Below are 16,467 nucleotides of genomic sequence, written 5' to 3' on the forward strand. Positions count from 1 at the left end.
TGGTAAATGATGGTGTTAACGAAAAAACAAAAACAAACGGCCATACTGTTGGCCTTCGTATTACCTGCACTTCTAATCTACTCCGCATTTGTACTCGCCCCCGCTTTCGGGGGCTTTGGGTACAGCTTGACGGATTGGAATGGACTTAATCCTACGTACAAAATGGTTGGGATCTCTAATTATATTGAGGCGTTGACGGATGACCCTAATTTTCTAAAGTCGCTTTGGTTTACGCTGAAATTTGTTGTGGTTATGGTTGTCCTACAAAATGCATTTGCCATGCTGCTGGCGGTTTTTATTGAATCGATGGGTCGCAGCAAAGCTTGGTTCCGAACGATCTTCTTTATGCCCAATATGATCAGTCTGATCATCGGCGGGTTTATGTGGTTGTTCATTTTCACGAAAGTGTTACCTTATATTGCCGAACATACAGTATTTAGCTTTCTTGATCGTTCATGGATCGGTGATCCAACATACTCTTTTTATTCCATTCTAATCCTCTCTCTTTGGGGCGGGGTCGGATACCTCATGGTTATTTTTATTGCGGCGCTTCAAGGTGTGCCAGCACATCTGAAAGAAGCGGCATCAATCGATGGTGCGAATCCGGTTCAAGTTTTCAGAAATGTCACTTTGCCAATGATTTATCCGGCACTCACGATAGGTATTTTCCTTACGCTAAACTCATCATTTAAGGTATTTGATGCCGTATTTGCGCTGACTGGCGGGGGACCCGGCCGGGCCACTCAGGTCATCGCACTCAATATTTACGAAGAAGCTTTTAAATTGAATACGCGATACGGCTACGCCAGCGCAAAAGCGATGATCTTGTTCTCTATCGTATTTGTGATCACCCTCGTTCAATTGCTGATTATGAAGAAAAGAGAGGTAGAGGCATGAAGATCACTCATGAAAGGTTAGGCCCCCGAATAGGCTCTGCCTTTATCTTTCTTTTCCTACTTGCTGCTGCGGTTTTTACGCTGTTCCCCATATATATGGGCTTGTTAAATTCACTAAAGACGGAAGGTGCCATGATGAACAATATGTTGGCCATTCCGGATCGATTTGAATTCAGCAACTTTATAGATGCTTACCGAAAAGTCAACTTTATGCGCAGTTTATGGAATACATCAGCAGTTGCAATCGTTGGATTGTCAGGCATCATCGTATGTGCTTCGATGGCTGGTTACAAATTGTCTCGAACTTCGGGCAAGTTAAGTGGCTTTTTATTCGGCTTGTTCGCCATATCGATCTTGATCCCGTTCAATTCTATCGTCATTACGCTAACTAAAATTGCCAAGGTTTTAAACTTACAGGGATCTTTAGTTGGGCTAGGCTTGATTTATATCGGATTGGGCGTGGCCTTTGCAATCTTTCTCTATCACGGATTCGTGAAATCGATTCCACGGGATTTGGATGAAGCAGCTGTGATCGATGGATGCGGCGAATTTAAATTGTTTTTCGTCGTCATTTTTCCGCTCCTGCTCCCTATAACGGCTACAATTGCGATTCTCAATTTGTTATGGATGTGGAATGATTTTCTGTTGCCGCTGCTCATAATGACCGATTCTGACAAATATACATTGCTGTTATCCATCAATATGCTATTCGGCCAGTATGGAAACAATGATTGGTCAGCCATTCTAGCCGCCTTGGTTTTGACCATGCTGCCGGTAATTGTCTTTTATTTGCTTCTGCAAAAATACATTCTCAAGGGTATCGCTGACGGTGCGATAAAAGGGTAATGCAATAACGAACGTAGAAATCCGAAAAATCAATTGGAGGAGGGATAACCATTTTAGCACGAGACAATGACAATGACAATGAGGTAAACGGATTCTTGAAGGCCGATGGCAAGAAACTAGTGAATGGACAAGGACGTGAGATTTTGCTGCGAGGCGTCGGGTTCGGTAGCTGGATGCTTCCAGAAGGCTACATGTGGCGTTTTCCAAATGAGGGTGATCGTCCTCGGCGTATTGAACAAATGATTAAAGAGCTGATCGGTGAGGAAAACTCCAAACAGTTTTGGGAAATCTACTATGAACGTTATATTTCGGAAGCAGATATCCGTAAAATCGCCGCTGAGGGATTTAATTCTGTCCGTGTTCCAATCAGTGCCAGATTTCTGTTGGAAGAAGGCGAGCCGACTCGCTGTAAGGAAAGCAGTCTGAAATTGATTGATCGGGTCATCGAATGGTGTAGAACTTATCGCCTTTATGTGATTCTGGATCTGCATGGGGCACCTGGCGGGCAAACAGGAACGAATATTGACGATTCGGAGCATGATAAGCCGGAATTGTTCACGGATGAACGGAATAAACGTCTTACGGTGGAGTTGTGGAAAATGTTGGCGCTTCGCTATAAGGACGAGTGGATTGTCGCAGGTTACGACCTGCTGAACGAACCGCTGCCTGAATGGTTCTCCGCTTACAACAACGAAGTGATGCCGCTTTACCGTGAGATTGTGAATGTAATCCGGGAAGTAGACGATCATCATATGATTATCTTGGAAGGGGTTCATTGGGCGACGGATTGGTCGATTTTCGATGATAGAATCGACAATAACTTGATGCTGCAATTCCATAAATATTGGAATAACCCCGATACGGAGAGCATCCAGATTTACTTGGACAAGAGACAAGAATGGAATGTGCCGATCTTTATGGGGGAAGGGGGCGAGAATAACAAAGATTGGTATGCGGGTGCTTTTCGTTTGTTCGAAGACCACGACATCTCGTGGAATTTTTGGACTTGGAAAAAGATGGACACAGACAATTCGCCCTGCTCGGTCAACATGCCGGCAGAGTGGCAGCTGTTGGTCGAATACCTGGAGGGTGGGGTTAGACCAGACGCAGCAACGGCTCAAGGTATATTGTGGGAATATTTGTACAATATCCATTATTATAATTGCATCTACCATGAAGATGTCGTTCATTCTCTTCTTCGGAAGCCTCCTGTTCGCATTCCGGCTATTTTCTATGGGTATAGAGGGGAAGGAGAAAGCTTTGGTATCGCGAAACGTACGGATCGAAACATCGGATTTCGTATCAACGATGGCACAGATATCCGTTTTATTGAAGAAGGATCAAGAAGGGTTGCGAACTTTCAACATGGACGAGGAGAGAATTGGCAGACGGATGAGCGGATGTGTATCCAATTAGCGGCTGGAGACTGGTTAGCTTATGAAGTTACAGTCGCATCATCACCCGAAACGTCGCTGTATTGTATTGAATTGCACTTATTCGCATTGAATGAAAGTGGACGGATTGCAGTTTCGGTAGATGGCACTGAAGTCGGGTTCACTGAGGTTAGTGGAAACTACTGGACGATCGCAAGTTTGAAAGAGACATTCCCGCTTGGTTCGGGAATTCACCGAATTGTTCTTAAGGCGGAGGAAAATCCGATCCGTGTGGAATGGCTAGAAGTAAAGCCTTACGGCAACATCTGAGGAAAATAATAGTAACTGATGGTTGGACAATGTATATGAAGCAGGATGTCCAACCATCCAAATAAGTTATTAGTGTTGTAAATGATATCTGATGCGTACAAGCGGTACGTCGGTAAAACCTCTGTAATTCTGAAAAGTAAAACAATTGATATTTCAAACAAATGTTTGCGTGAAAGGTGGTGGTCAGCTAGAGTATGAAAGCGATTACAATTCGTGGGAAGAGGAAGTAAATTTAAAAGCTGGCTATATCTGGAGTAACTGTTATCTCCAACTGTACAACAATAGAAAACTCAACTTTAGCCATTATTTAGAAGGAGGAAATTATGAATAAGAAGAAGTTTTTCTCAATGATTCTTGCAATTGCTCTTGTGATGGAATTCCTACTTATATTACCTAAGTCGCAGGTCGCTAATGCAACCTTGGGCACAACGGATTTCTTGAAAACAGATGGGAAATTCATTAAGAATAATTCTGGCACAGGTAATATCGTGAATCTTCGCGGAACGAACCTTGGCGGATGGCTGGCGCAAGAGGATTGGATGTCGCCGCTCGGAGAATTTGCAGCAGATCGAACCAGTTGGAGCGCAACAGCATCTGTGAACAGTGCTAGTGCAGGAAGTGCTGTCGACGGAGATAATACTACCCGTTGGAATACAGGCGCTAATCAAACGAATGGTCAATGGTGGCAAGTCAACATGGGCAAGCCAACGTTCTTCAATCGAATTTACATCAATGCGGCCGGATTTACCGGGGACGATCCGGTTGGCTATCAAATTCAGGTATCAAGTGATGGAAGCACATGGAAAGACGTAGCCACAGGCTCAGGTACGGCGCAGAATGTAATTGTTCGGTTCACTCCTCAGGTTGCACAGTACATCAAGGTTGTGCAAACCGGAAGCAGCTCATCTCATTGGTGGTCCCTTGCGGAGTTCAACGTTTTCTCGGATCCGGTACTGAATAACAGCAGTTTTTCCGCAACGGCATCGTCGACTGGAAGCGGATACTCGACATCCAATGCGTTGGACGGTAACGTCAATACGCGTTGGACTAGCGGAGCAGCTCAGTCCGGCGGACAATACTTCACCCTCAACCTAGGGAAAAATACAGAAGTCAGTAAAATTCTGTTCGATGCGGGTCCAACATCAACGGGCGACTATCCAAACGCATATGAAGTGTATGGATCGACGGACGGAACTACTTGGACCAAATATGCAAGCGGTTACGGTACAGGACGGATCACCTATTCGGAATTTTGGTGGTCTTCCTGGATGCAGTACATCAAAATTGTGCAAACCGGAAGCAGTGCGAATTGGTGGTCCATCGCCGATATGGCGATCTACTCAGGCAACGCATTAGAACGGACCGGCTGGAATATTTCCGCATCCTCAAGCGCATCGGGCACTTCGCCCAGCAATGTGAAGGATGGCGATCTAGGCACAGTGTGGAGTACTGGCGCCAATCAAACCAATGGACAATGGTTCCAGGTAGATATGGGAGCTAATCTTACCTTTAATCAGGTAGTGCTCGATACACCTAAGAATACTTCATACGAAAATGATTACCCACAAGGATATACGGTGCAGGTATCCTCTGATGGAACGACTTGGACGCAGGTTGCCAGCGGGCAAGGCAGAAGGAAAGTAACCGGAATCAACTTCGCGGCCGTGAGCGCACGTTACATCAAGATTACGCAGACCGGAAGCGCCTCCAACTGGTGGTCCATTGGTGAATTGAATGTAAACTTAAACAATGACGAAATGTCCATGAATCTGTCGTTTAACTCACGTTTTGGCGCAACGACGACGGCCAGCTTGGCTTCGACGCATCAAGATACATGGATCACATCGGCTGACCTTGATAATCTCCAAAACATTGGCATCAACATGGTTCGATTGCCGGTTGCCTGGAACGTCTTAGTTAACGAGAACGGCACATGGAAGACAAACGCTTGGACTAAAATTGACTGGCTCGTCAGCCAAGCCTCCGCAAGAAACATCTATGTCCTGTTTGATCTACACACGCTGCCCGGCGGCGATTGCCCTTGGGGAAGCTGCGGTCGTTTCAGTGCGAATCCGAATGAATTCTGGACGAATACGGCGTATCAGGACATGGTGAATGCTATGTGGCAGACGATCGCCACCCATTTCGCAGGTAATGCAGCTATCGCGGGTTACGATCTGATGAATGAACCGTTAATCGATTACGGCGAAGATGCGGACGATACTGCGCAGAAACTTGCTTACTACGAAAGACTGTATAACACAGTTCGCGCGATCGATGCTGATCATACGATTTATGTTGAACAGTTCTTCGATTGGAACGATACGTTTAAATTAAATACGAGCAGCCACAATTGGACGAACGTCGTCTATGAAATGCATCCATATGATATGCCGGGTGGGAAAGACTGGGATGCGCAGAATACAGTAGTTCAAAGTAAACTTGCTGAAGTAGCGGCGCATCAAAACGACTCCACTTGGAATGCTCCAATTCTGTTGGGTGAGTATTCGTTATATCACTATGATGATATTTGGTCCAAATGGATGTCCGGATTGAATGCTCTGCATGCATCCTGGACCAACTGGTCCTATAAGGTAAGAGGCGACATGAATGAAGGGATTGGCGGCTATTGGGGATTGTATAACTCGAACCCGAATCCGATTCCGGTGATCAATAATGACACTTCTTCCACCATTTCGTCCAAATTGAGCCAATTCGGCACAAGTAATTTCCAACCGAACACAAGCTTTATTAATACCGTGAAAAAGTTTGCGCAAGGCCAGTCTTGGATGGCTACCGTGCCTTTAGACCAAATGGGATGGACGGCATCCGCATCGTCAACTGAATCTGGTTCATCTGCATCCAATGCATTGGACTGGATGACCACAACGCGTTGGAGCACAGGGGCTTCCCAGTCTAACGGACAATGGTTCCAAGTCAATATGGGATCGAAGAAGGTATTCGACCAAATTTCATTCGAAACGAAATCAACGGATAAATTTGATTACCCCCGCGGGTATCAGATTCAGGTATCCAATGACGCAACGACGTGGACGACCGTAAGTACCGGCCAAGGTTTTGGCTGGAAACAGGCGATCACGTTCGACCCGCAGTACGCGCAATATGTCAGGGTGCTTCAAACCGGCAGTTCACCTGACTGGTGGTCGATGAGCGAATTCCATGTTTACTCGGAGCAAGCGCTGAGCCGATCTGGTTGGACGGTTTCCGCATCGTCGACGGACACGCTCGGAGATGTAGCAGCAAACGCGATTGACGGAAACACCGGCACCCGATGGAGCAACGGAGCTGCACAAGCCAATGGGCAATGGTATAAAGTCGATATGGGACAAAATCAAACCTTCAACCGTATTTTACTCGATGCAGGATCGTCAACCAGTGATTATCCGCGCGGATTTCAGATCCAAGTGTCTACGGACGGAACGACGTTTACGACTGTCGCAAGCGGTACAGGAAGCAGCCCGACGGTTCTTGTGGAATTCGCGCCACAGGTTGCCCGCTATGTGAAGGTTGTACAGACGGGCACTTCGACAAGCTGGTGGTCTATCCAGGAACTTAACATTTACGGAGAGCTGGAGAAGAGCCGAAGCGGAGCTACAGCAACCGCATCCTCGACGGAATCTGGCGGCTCGACAGGCAATGCACTGGATAACAATGCTATCACCCGTTGGAGCAACGGTGCGGCACAGGCCAACGGACAGTGGTACAAGGTGAATTTGGGCTCGAGCGTATGGTTTAACCATATTGTGATGGATTCAGGCACCAGTACGAACGATTACGCTAGAGAGTATATCATAGAAGTGTCGAACGATAATGCCAATTGGACAGTGATAGCTAACGGCCAGGGAACCGGAGCAGTCGTTACGGCTAACTTCCCGATCACACAAGCCCAGTATATTAGAGTTACACTCAAGGGAAGCTCGACCAGCTGGTGGTCGATCTCCGAGATCAGAGCATACGAGTAAGGCAGAATCACTTAGCATAATGAGCCATCCCTGCAGACACTGGTGTATATTCCCCTGTAGGGGTGGCTCTTCATTTTCAAGCAGAATAAAAAGGAGGAACGTATGAAGAATACTGTCCAAAAGAAGCGTGTAAATCTGATAAAAAAGGCAGTCCCTATTGCGATGATCAGCGCGATGACCATGTCGCTGGGTGTCATGGTGCCGCCCGCTGCTTTCGCAACCGTGCTGCCGTATCAGGATCCGAGCTTGACCGTTACGCAAAGGTTAAATGATTTGCTTCCCCGGATGACGCTTGACGAGAAGATCGGTCAAATGCTGCAAGTAGAAAGAAATACGACGACTACAGATGTAAATACGTATGGGATTGGCTCTGTGCTCAGCGGCGGAGGCTCGACGCCGACGTCGAACACGCCAACGGCATGGGCCGATATGGTAGACAGTTATCAAAGCGCAGCAATGTCGACTCGCCTTGCGATTCCGATTTTGTACGGTGTTGATGCCGTTCATGGTCATAATAACGTCTACGGAGCAACCATTTTTCCGCATAACATTGGACTCGGGGCCACCCGGGATACCGATTTGCTGAAACGGATTGGCGCAACGACCGCAGAGGAAGTAAGAACAACCGGCGTCAATTGGGATTTCTCGCCTTGTGTCTGTGCGCCGCAGGACGACCGTTGGGGCAGGACATTTGAAGGGTTCTCGGAACTTCCCAATGTAGTCAGCGATATGGCAACTGCCTATACACAAGGTCTGCAAGGGCTTACAACAGACAGCACGTTCCTGAAAGGAACGAAAGTTGTAGGCACGATTAAGCACTGGATTGGGGACGGCAATACGACCAACGGCGACGACCAAAAGGATGCCCCGATGACGGATCAGGATCTGCAGCCGTTTATCAAGCCATATCAAGATGCGATTCAGGCTGGAGCAAGATCAGTGATGGTCGATTTGGGGTCAGTAAACGGTGTACCGTCTCATGCCAACTATCACCTGATTACCGAAGTGCTTAAAGATCAACTCGCCTTCTCCGGAATCGTCGTTTCAGATTGGAACGGAACTTCTCGCTTGCAGTCCGATTATAGCTACTCGGATTATTCGTCGTCTATTAAAGCAGGTGTTCATGCAGGTATCGATATGTTCATGGAGCCAGATAGCTGGAAAAGCAATAACTTTATTGGCACTGTGAAAAATCTGGTGAACACGAGCCAAATTGCTCAATCTCGCATTGATGATGCGGTGAGCCGTATTTTACGGGTAAAATTCGAAGCAGGATTATTTGAATCTCCTTATACCGACAGATCGCTCATAGCCAGTGGTTCATTCGGCGGATCTGCTCATCGTGCCACCGCTCGCGAAGCAGTCCGAAAATCGGCGACACTGCTTAAGAACGATAATCATATTCTGCCATTATCGAAATCCTCCAAAGTGTTCGTAGCTGGGACCAAGGCCAATGATATTGGCTATCAATCCGGTGGCTGGACGATCACGTGGCAGGGTTCACCCGGCAACATCACGCCCGGAACGACGATCCTGCAAGGAATTCAAAGCGCAGTAACCAACTCGGCGAATGTCACGTATTCGACGACCGGCACAGGTGCGGCGGGAAATGATGTAGCGATTGTCGTTGTCGGCGAAAGTCCGTATGCCGAGATGAATGGCGACGTGGGGACGAGCCAACCGATCGCTAATTTGAATTTGAGCAGCAGCGATCAAGCCGTGCTTGATCAAGTGAAGAGCTCCGGCGTGCCAACGATCGTTGTTATGCTGTCGGGAAGACCGATGAACATTGCAAGCCGGCTTCCGGATTGGAAGGGATTCGTAGAGGCATGGTTGCCGGGTACGGAAGGCAATGGATTGTCTGACGTATTGTTTGGCGATTACGACTTCACGGGTAAGCTCCCCGTTACATGGCCGTCAACGTTCGATGTCAGTGGCAGCGCATTTAAGCAGAATGCGGGCGACCAGAATTATGCACCTTTGTTCCCATTTGGATACGGTTTGAATACAGCGGCGACACAGACCAAAGAACTTCCCGGAAGGATAGAAGCGGAGAATTTTAACGCTGCAAGCGGCGTTCAAAGTGAAGCAACCACGGATGTGAGCGGTGGATTAAATGTCGGTTGGATTGATACGGGAGACTGGATGGACTATCGGATGAATGTGCCGGCAGCAGGTACATATACAGTCAATCTTCGCGTAGCCAGCCAAACTGGAGCAACCAGTGCGGTTCAATTAATGAACGGCGCCACGACATTGGCGACGCTAAGTGTACCGAATACAGGTGGATGGCAAACGTGGCAGACAATATCGAGCACTGTGACTCTCAGCGCAGGCGTTCAAACATTGCGTGTATCGGCGGCAGCAGGAGGATGGAATTTTAATTTGATCGAATTTGTTCCAACATCTTGGTCTACCTCAGGCAATCAGCTGACCAATGGCGGTTTGGAATCGGGAAGTTCCACGGGCTGGACGACGTGGAATGGGGGAACGTCTGCGCTTAGCGTGGATACAAGCGCTCCGTATAATGGATCTTATAAAATGACGTATTGGGCGGCGAGCAATTATCAGCAATTGGTAAGCCAAACCAAAACGCTGGCGAACGGAACATACCGATTCAGCGCTTGGGCGCGTTCAGGCGGAGGCCAACGTTCCCTGCATCTGTATGCGAAAAACTACGGCGGCAGTGAAAGAACGGCAGAGGTCGTTTCCAATACGACAGGCGCATGGACCAAATACACGATCGATAACATCAAGGTAACGAACGGCCAAATGGAGGTCGGCGTATGGGCGGATGCCTTTGCGAACAACTGGGCTGCTTTCGATAATTTCGAATTGGTGTCGACGAACGAGCTTAGCAACGCGGGCTTTGAAGGAGGGAACACATCCAGCTGGACGGAGTGGCACAGCGGCGCATTGGCGCAATCTGTAGATACGGATAATCCTTATGTTGGCAGCTATAAACTGACGCACTGGGCATCCAGCGCATATCAGCAGTTGTCAGGCCAATTGCTAACGGTGCCTAACGGAACATACAAGTTCAGTGTTTGGGTACGCTCCAGCGGAGGCCAAAACGCATTGAAGCTGTATGCGAAAAATTACGGGGGATCTGAACTGAATACGGTTATCGGTTCCAGTGCAGTTGGGAGCTGGACGAAGTATACCATTAATAGTATTCCAGTTACGAACGGCCAAATCGAAATAGGAGTATGGTCGGACGCTAACGTGAACAACTGGGCTGCTTTTGATAATATGGAGCTTATGAAATAGCAGCGTCGAATTAGCAAAGCGAAAGAACAGGCAGCTAAGACTGGCTGTTCTTTCGTTTTGTTTTTTATTCCTAATTGGGAATATTATCTTTGTGTGTTAAGAAGTGGAGGTGAAAATTGTTGAAAATTTTCGACTTCCCAAGTTAGCTTGGCTTATTTCATGAATTATTTTGGACTATTCACTTTAGTCCTTTGAACTCACTCACATTATTTATAGTTAAAATGCATAGTAATCGGATACATCGATATTGACTCTTGCAAGACTGTATGTTCAGAATAATTTGCAAACCTAATATGAAAGCGTTATCTAAGGCGAAATTGACAAAAAAGGGTGGGTTAACAGTGATTACACAAGTATATCGCCCCAATAATAATGTAAGGTTTGTAACGGCGGCTGCTTTATTTGATGGACATGATGCTGCAATTAATATTATGCGAAGGATTCTACAAGCATCGGGCGTGGAAGTGATCCATCTTGGTCATAATCGATCCGTAGATGAGGTTGTAAATGCGGCTATCCAAGAAGATGTGCATGGTATCGCAATAAGCACTTATCAAGGCGGACATATTGAATATTTGACCTACATGTTCGATCTTCTCCACCAAAAGAATGCCGGGCATATCAAAATTTTTGCAGGCGGAGGGGGCGTCATTGTTCCTTCTGAAATCAAAGAATTACATCAATATGGTATTGCCAAAATCTTTTCACCCGACGATGGGCGTAAGCTTGGACTACAGGGCATGATAAATTACATGATTAGAGAAGTTGATACCCCAACTCCAATACAACTAGATGAGGAATTAGCTTTATTGAAGGAAAAGCATTGGGGAGCGATTGCAAGGTCCATTACAGCTGCCGAACAATATGCTGAGAGCAGTAAGCTGGAACAATTCTTACCTATTTTACAACACGTACAAACAAATGCAGTAATCGCACCGGTAGTTGGTATTACGGGAACAGGAGGAGCCGGAAAGAGTTCACTGACTGATGAGCTAGTACGACGGTATCTCGAGCAGTACCCGGACCGTAGCATTGCTATTATCTCTATCGATCCCTCCAAGATGAAAACAGGCGGTGCTCTGCTTGGTGACCGGATTCGAATGAATGCCGTAAACAGCCCTCGGGTCTATATGCGCAGCTTAGCTACGCGGAGGGCGAAGTCTGAATTGAGCCATGCAACGAAGGAAGCCATAGAAGTTGTCAAAGCAGCTGGGTATCATTTTGTGATAGTGGAAACAAGCGGGATCGGACAAGGGGACTCCGCTATTGTAGAACTATGCGATGTGGCCATGTACGTCATGACAAGTGATTTTGGGGCAGCTACGCAGCTGGAAAAAATCGAAATGATTGACTACGCTGACGTTATCGTCATCAATAAGTTCGAACGACGCGGGTCCGAAGATGCTTTGCGTGATGTGCGTAAACAATTTCAGAGAAGTCATCAATTATTTGATACACCAGATGAGGAACTGCCCGTATTCGGCACTATCGCCAGTCAATTTAACGATCATGGAACGAATGTGTTATTTGCCAAAGTCATGAAGCTTGTTGCGGAAAAAACAGGCGGAGATTGGCCTACTAATGTTAAAGCGAACATTCAAAAAGTTACAAAAAAGAGTATGATCATACCGCCGGACCGCACTGGTTATTTGGGCGAAATCGTGCAAACGATCCAGCAGTATAAGAAGTTTACAGATGAGCAGGCCACGATAGCTCGTAAGCTGTTTCAACTGCGAGGAACGAAAGAGATGATGTTGTCAGACCACCAGGGGCAACTGATGTCTATGGGAGAATCGCATGCTTTTATCGCGACTTTGAACGAAATGACAGCCCATTATCATACCATGCTACACCCTGAATGCAGGAAGTTGCTTCAAGTATGGCCGGAAATGCGTGATGCATACAAACAAGATCAACTTGTCACCAAAGTTCGCGGTCTAGAACTCATATCAGAGATGTACACCGAAACATTATCCGGGAATAAGATTCCCAAAGTCAGTTTGCCGAGGTACGAAGACGATGGAGACATCCTTCGTTGGCTTATGAAGGAAAATTTACCTGGATATTATCCATACACAGCCGGAGTGTTCCCATTTAAGCGGACGAATGAAGACCCGAAGCGCCAATTTGCCGGAGAAGGAACACCTGAGCGTACCAACCGTCGTTTCCATTATTTATGTCAAAATGATGATGCGAAGCGACTGTCTACGGCATTTGACAGTGTCACCTTATATGGGCAAGATCCCGATTATCGTCCCGATATTTACGGAAAAGTAGGAAATAGCGGTGTCAATGTATGCACATTGGAGGATATGAAGAAGCTGTTTGCTGGATTCGATTTGTGTCATCCTTCGACTAGCGTATCGATGACCATTAATGGCCCTGCCCCCATGATTTTAGCCATGTTCATGAACACTGCCATTCAGCAGCAGGTGGAGAAGTTTGCCAAGAATAACGGCCATCTACCCAATGACGAGGAGTATGAGCAAATCAAGGCAGGGACGCTCCAAACCGTTCGAGGTACCGTACAAGCGGATATTTTAAAAGAAGACCAAGGACAAAACACCTGTATATTTTCAACGGAATTTGCTCTGAAAATGATGGGGGACATTCAGCAGTACTTCATTGATAATAAGGTTCGTAACTATTACTCTGTAAGCATAAGCGGCTATCATATTGCTGAAGCAGGAGCGAACCCAATCTCCCAGTTGGCTTTCACACTAGCCAATGGATTTACATTTTTGGAATATTATTTGAGCCGTGGTATGCATATTGACGATTTTGCGCCGAATCTCTCTTATTTCTTCAGTAACGGTCTTGATCCAGAATATACGGTCATGGGAAGAGTGGCGCGACGCATTTGGTCAACTGTCATTAAAAATAAATATGGCGGTAATGAAAGAAGCCAAAAGTTGAAGTACCATATTCAAACGTCAGGCCGTTCTTTACATGCGCAAGAAATGGACTTTAATGATATACGTACCAGCTTGCAGGCGCTCATCGCCATCTATGATAATTGCAACTCTTTGCATACGAATGCTTATGATGAAGCCATTACGACACCGACGGAGATTTCTGTTCGCAGAGCAATGGCCATTCAATTGATTATCAATAAAGAATTAGGCTTGACGAAGAACGAAAATCCGCTTCAAGGTGCCTTTATCATTGATGATTTAACCGATCTTGTGGAAGAAGCGGTATTAGCTGAATTCGGGCGAATCCATGATCGAGGAGGCGTGTTAGGAGCGATGGAAACGCAATATCAACGTGGTAAAATCCAAGAAGAATCCCTATATTACGAACATAAGAAGCACTCTGGGGAGATGCCGATTATCGGGGTGAATACATTCCTTAATCCGAATTCAAATGACAAAGCTTATGACATCGAGTTGGCACGTTCAACTTTAGAAGAAAAAGAAACTCAGATCCTTAATCTTCAAGCCTTCAAAGATCAGCACAAGTTGGAATGCGACGCGGCTCTTGAACGCTTAAAGCAAACGGCCCGCAGCAATGGTAACCTATTCGAAGAACTCATGGAAACGGTCAAGGTAGCATCGCTGGGGCAGATCACAACGGCATTATTTGAAGTAGGCGGACAGTATCGCAGGAATATGTAGCGAAGAACGAATCAAATCAAATCATTACATTGGATTATTTCCACACAAACGGATAACCCCAGCATAGCTGGGGTTGTGGTGTCCGCTTATCACCCCACGGAAAAGGATGTTCGAAGGGACACGCCACCGTCATGAAATTAAGCCCTTCCATATTTTTTCGCAAATTGAAACACCGAATCGGCAAATGTTTTTTTCTGAACTTTGAGATAAGTAACAAGAGCCTCTCTGTCTTGAATCGACACACTCCAATCCCCAGGAATTTCCTGAATTACTTCTTCAATAAGGGCTTCCGGTAGAGCAAGGATCTGTTCAATATAGGAAGAGAGTATCGATGGATCTTCAAGCATGCCCACAGTCCAAATATGAACGATAGAATCCTTTTTAAACTTACCGTGCTTTTGCAATGTTGCTTTGTTCCATTTGTATCCTCCCGGAAAACATTTCCCGTGATCGATCATATGAATATCATATTTTCCTTCCGGCAGCCGCTCCAGGAGAATGTTGCTTTTTGTACGGTCAGAATTATGCACCCAATGGTCGAATACGAAAATTCCGGCCAAAACCTGGTTATTATTGATTTCCGTTTTAGTTGGATGAGGAGGTTCCTTTGAAAGGCCTCTGCAATTGTCTATAAATAGGCTCGCAAATTGTGTGCCCGAATTGTAATTGGAGGAAAACTTTTTGGGTATATATTGAATTTGCTGCTCTGTCATATTCACCATTTTAAATGGCACTACAGGCAAAGAAAGGTGATGCCCTAATCTGGCGATCACGAATTCGTTTACCAGTTCCCTTGTTCCGTGGAAATTATTTTTACATTTTACAGCATAACGGTTTCCATCATTAAATGACAATAAATGTGCGGCTTTTCCAGACAGCGTCTCCAAATATTTTATCGGTTCTAAAGAAGTCATCACTCCGCAACCCTTCTTTGTTAGCATCTGACAAATGCGAGAATACTCTCATTTTGCCAGTTTCCCCATTGAGGTATTTTTTTCATAGATTTACATACTTATTGAATAGGTCCTTTTAGAGTTAGTTAAAATCAGATATACAGAGGCGTCGCTCGTTCAAACACGAGGAAACCATATCTCCCAATATGGCTCATATTCTGGCCATAAATGGGTGGTTTCTTTTTCAAATCCACGATAATGACGCATATATCCTGCTAAGTAAGCAAATGAAGAGGTATGAGGTCCAGCGAAAAAAGGGGCACCTACGCATACCAACCAATCAACCAACGCTTGTTCTTCTAAACACAATGCATCTAACTCTTTCTTAATTTCAGGGTAATCCGTTAAGATGTCTTTTTTACTTGTTAGGATTAAATTCGGAAATTTTTGATTGATACTTTGCACGATAGCATTGTATTTTTCTTCTCTTATCCCTGAAGCGAAATAAACAGCAGACAAATCTGGCGTACTTGAAATCATATTGATCGTTTGTTGAAGCTGATTAATCGTACGTTTTTGAAATTCAGCATTTCGTCCTGGAAGGAAGTTGATTAACTCATCTTCAATTCTTAGCTGAATAACTTTCCATCTTGGATAAAAGGACATTAAACCAAGGATACAACTAGCGATCTTTCGTATGTTCTTTGCAAAAGGGAAAAATTTCGCAATAAATATACCCGCATCTCTGCTTTCGTCAGGTAACATCTGTCGGAATTGATATCGCCTACAGGAAATGATATTATTCTGAATTTGATTATTGACTTCTTGTGGTCGGCTTACTAATATTTTTCTATTCGAAAGTAAAGTGGTCAGTTCATCTACATCAACAAAGGAATCATATTTTATTTTGGAAAAATTCACATCGAAATCAATGGTGTCACTCGAAGTTCTGGTTTGAAGATCATGTATAATAATACCTATTGAATCATTTTGAGTTGAATAAAATAGGGCTTCTCCTATCGTTCTGAAAATTCCCATAAGTTGATTACAAAGGCCTTCATTTTGCTCAACTTCATATTGAATATATAAAATAAGAATCACACCCTATTCTTAAAAAAATTAAATACTTATTTTCAGAGATAAAGTACATGTAACTTATATTCGAGCCAAACGAAATCATATGAAGAGTAATCTAAAATATGTGGGATCGATAGTTATTGTTACGGCTAACGCACAATAGGTTAGTTTAACGAATACTT

At 45.3% G+C, this 16,467-nt stretch carries 8 protein-coding genes; 6 read left to right on the plus strand and 2 right to left on the minus strand.

From position 1 onward, the window contains the following. Positions 1-9: 9 nt before the first annotated feature. From AC58P7_RS30710 to icmF, 6 genes are all read left to right on the plus strand, one after another. Entirely contained in the window at positions 10-897 is an 888-nt protein-coding gene (locus AC58P7_RS30710; RefSeq protein ID WP_497349773.1) for a carbohydrate ABC transporter permease, read from the plus strand. Continuing rightward, positions 894-1,742: a carbohydrate ABC transporter permease gene (locus AC58P7_RS30715; protein ID WP_497349775.1), complete on the plus strand. Its 849-nt coding sequence runs from the start codon at positions 894-896 to the stop codon at positions 1,740-1,742. Before AC58P7_RS30710 ends, AC58P7_RS30715 begins: the two co-directional genes overlap by 4 nt. Positions 1,743-1,837: 95 nt before the next feature. Next, positions 1,838-3,445: a cellulase family glycosylhydrolase gene (locus tag AC58P7_RS30720; protein ID WP_497349777.1), complete on the plus strand. Its 1,608-nt coding sequence runs from the start codon at positions 1,838-1,840 to the stop codon at positions 3,443-3,445. 323 nt (positions 3,446-3,768) lie between these two features. Continuing rightward, the gene (locus AC58P7_RS30725) at positions 3,769-7,428 is read left to right on the plus strand and encodes a discoidin domain-containing protein (RefSeq protein WP_497349779.1); all 3,660 of its coding nucleotides are present in this window, start codon (positions 3,769-3,771) and stop codon (positions 7,426-7,428) included. Between the two features lie 102 nt (positions 7,429-7,530). Continuing rightward, complete coding sequence (locus tag AC58P7_RS30730; RefSeq protein ID WP_497349780.1) at positions 7,531-10,698, plus strand: glycoside hydrolase family 3 N-terminal domain-containing protein; 3,168 nt, start codon at positions 7,531-7,533, stop codon at positions 10,696-10,698. A 341-nt stretch (positions 10,699-11,039) separates the two neighbouring features. Continuing rightward, positions 11,040-14,315 carry a fused isobutyryl-CoA mutase/GTPase IcmF gene (gene icmF, locus AC58P7_RS30735; protein WP_497349782.1) on the plus strand — a complete coding sequence of 1,092 codons (3,276 nt, stop codon included), beginning with the start codon at positions 11,040-11,042 and terminating at the stop codon, positions 14,313-14,315. Positions 14,316-14,452: 137 nt separating this feature from the next. On the opposite strand, the gene AC58P7_RS30740 is transcribed toward icmF, so the two are convergent. Together AC58P7_RS30740 and AC58P7_RS30745 are read right to left on the minus strand one after the other, a co-directional pair. Continuing rightward, the gene (locus AC58P7_RS30740) at positions 14,453-15,229 is read right to left on the minus strand and encodes a HipA family kinase (RefSeq protein ID WP_497349827.1); all 777 of its coding nucleotides are present in this window, start codon (positions 15,227-15,229) and stop codon (positions 14,453-14,455) included. 156 nt (positions 15,230-15,385) lie between these two features. Then, a complete protein-coding gene (locus tag AC58P7_RS30745; protein WP_497349783.1) occupies positions 15,386-16,309 on the minus strand; it encodes an O-fucosyltransferase family protein in 924 nt (307 codons plus the stop codon). Positions 16,310-16,467: the final 158 nt, after the last annotated feature.

The sequence above is a fragment of the Paenibacillus sp. J22FR5 genome (assembly GCF_059691975.1).

Coding starts and splice junctions, on each gene's coding strand:
- AC58P7_RS30710 (WP_497349773.1), top strand. CDS start 10: ATGGTGTTAACGAAAAAACAAAAACAAACGGCCATACTGTTGGCCTTC.
- AC58P7_RS30715 (WP_497349775.1), top strand. CDS start 894: ATGAAGATCACTCATGAAAGGTTAGGCCCCCGAATAGGCTCTGCCTTT.
- AC58P7_RS30725 (WP_497349779.1), top strand. CDS start 3,769: ATGAATAAGAAGAAGTTTTTCTCAATGATTCTTGCAATTGCTCTTGTG.
- AC58P7_RS30730 (WP_497349780.1), top strand. CDS start 7,531: ATGAAGAATACTGTCCAAAAGAAGCGTGTAAATCTGATAAAAAAGGCA.
- AC58P7_RS30740 (WP_497349827.1), bottom strand. CDS start 15,229: ATGACTTCTTTAGAACCGATAAAATATTTGGAGACGCTGTCTGGAAAA.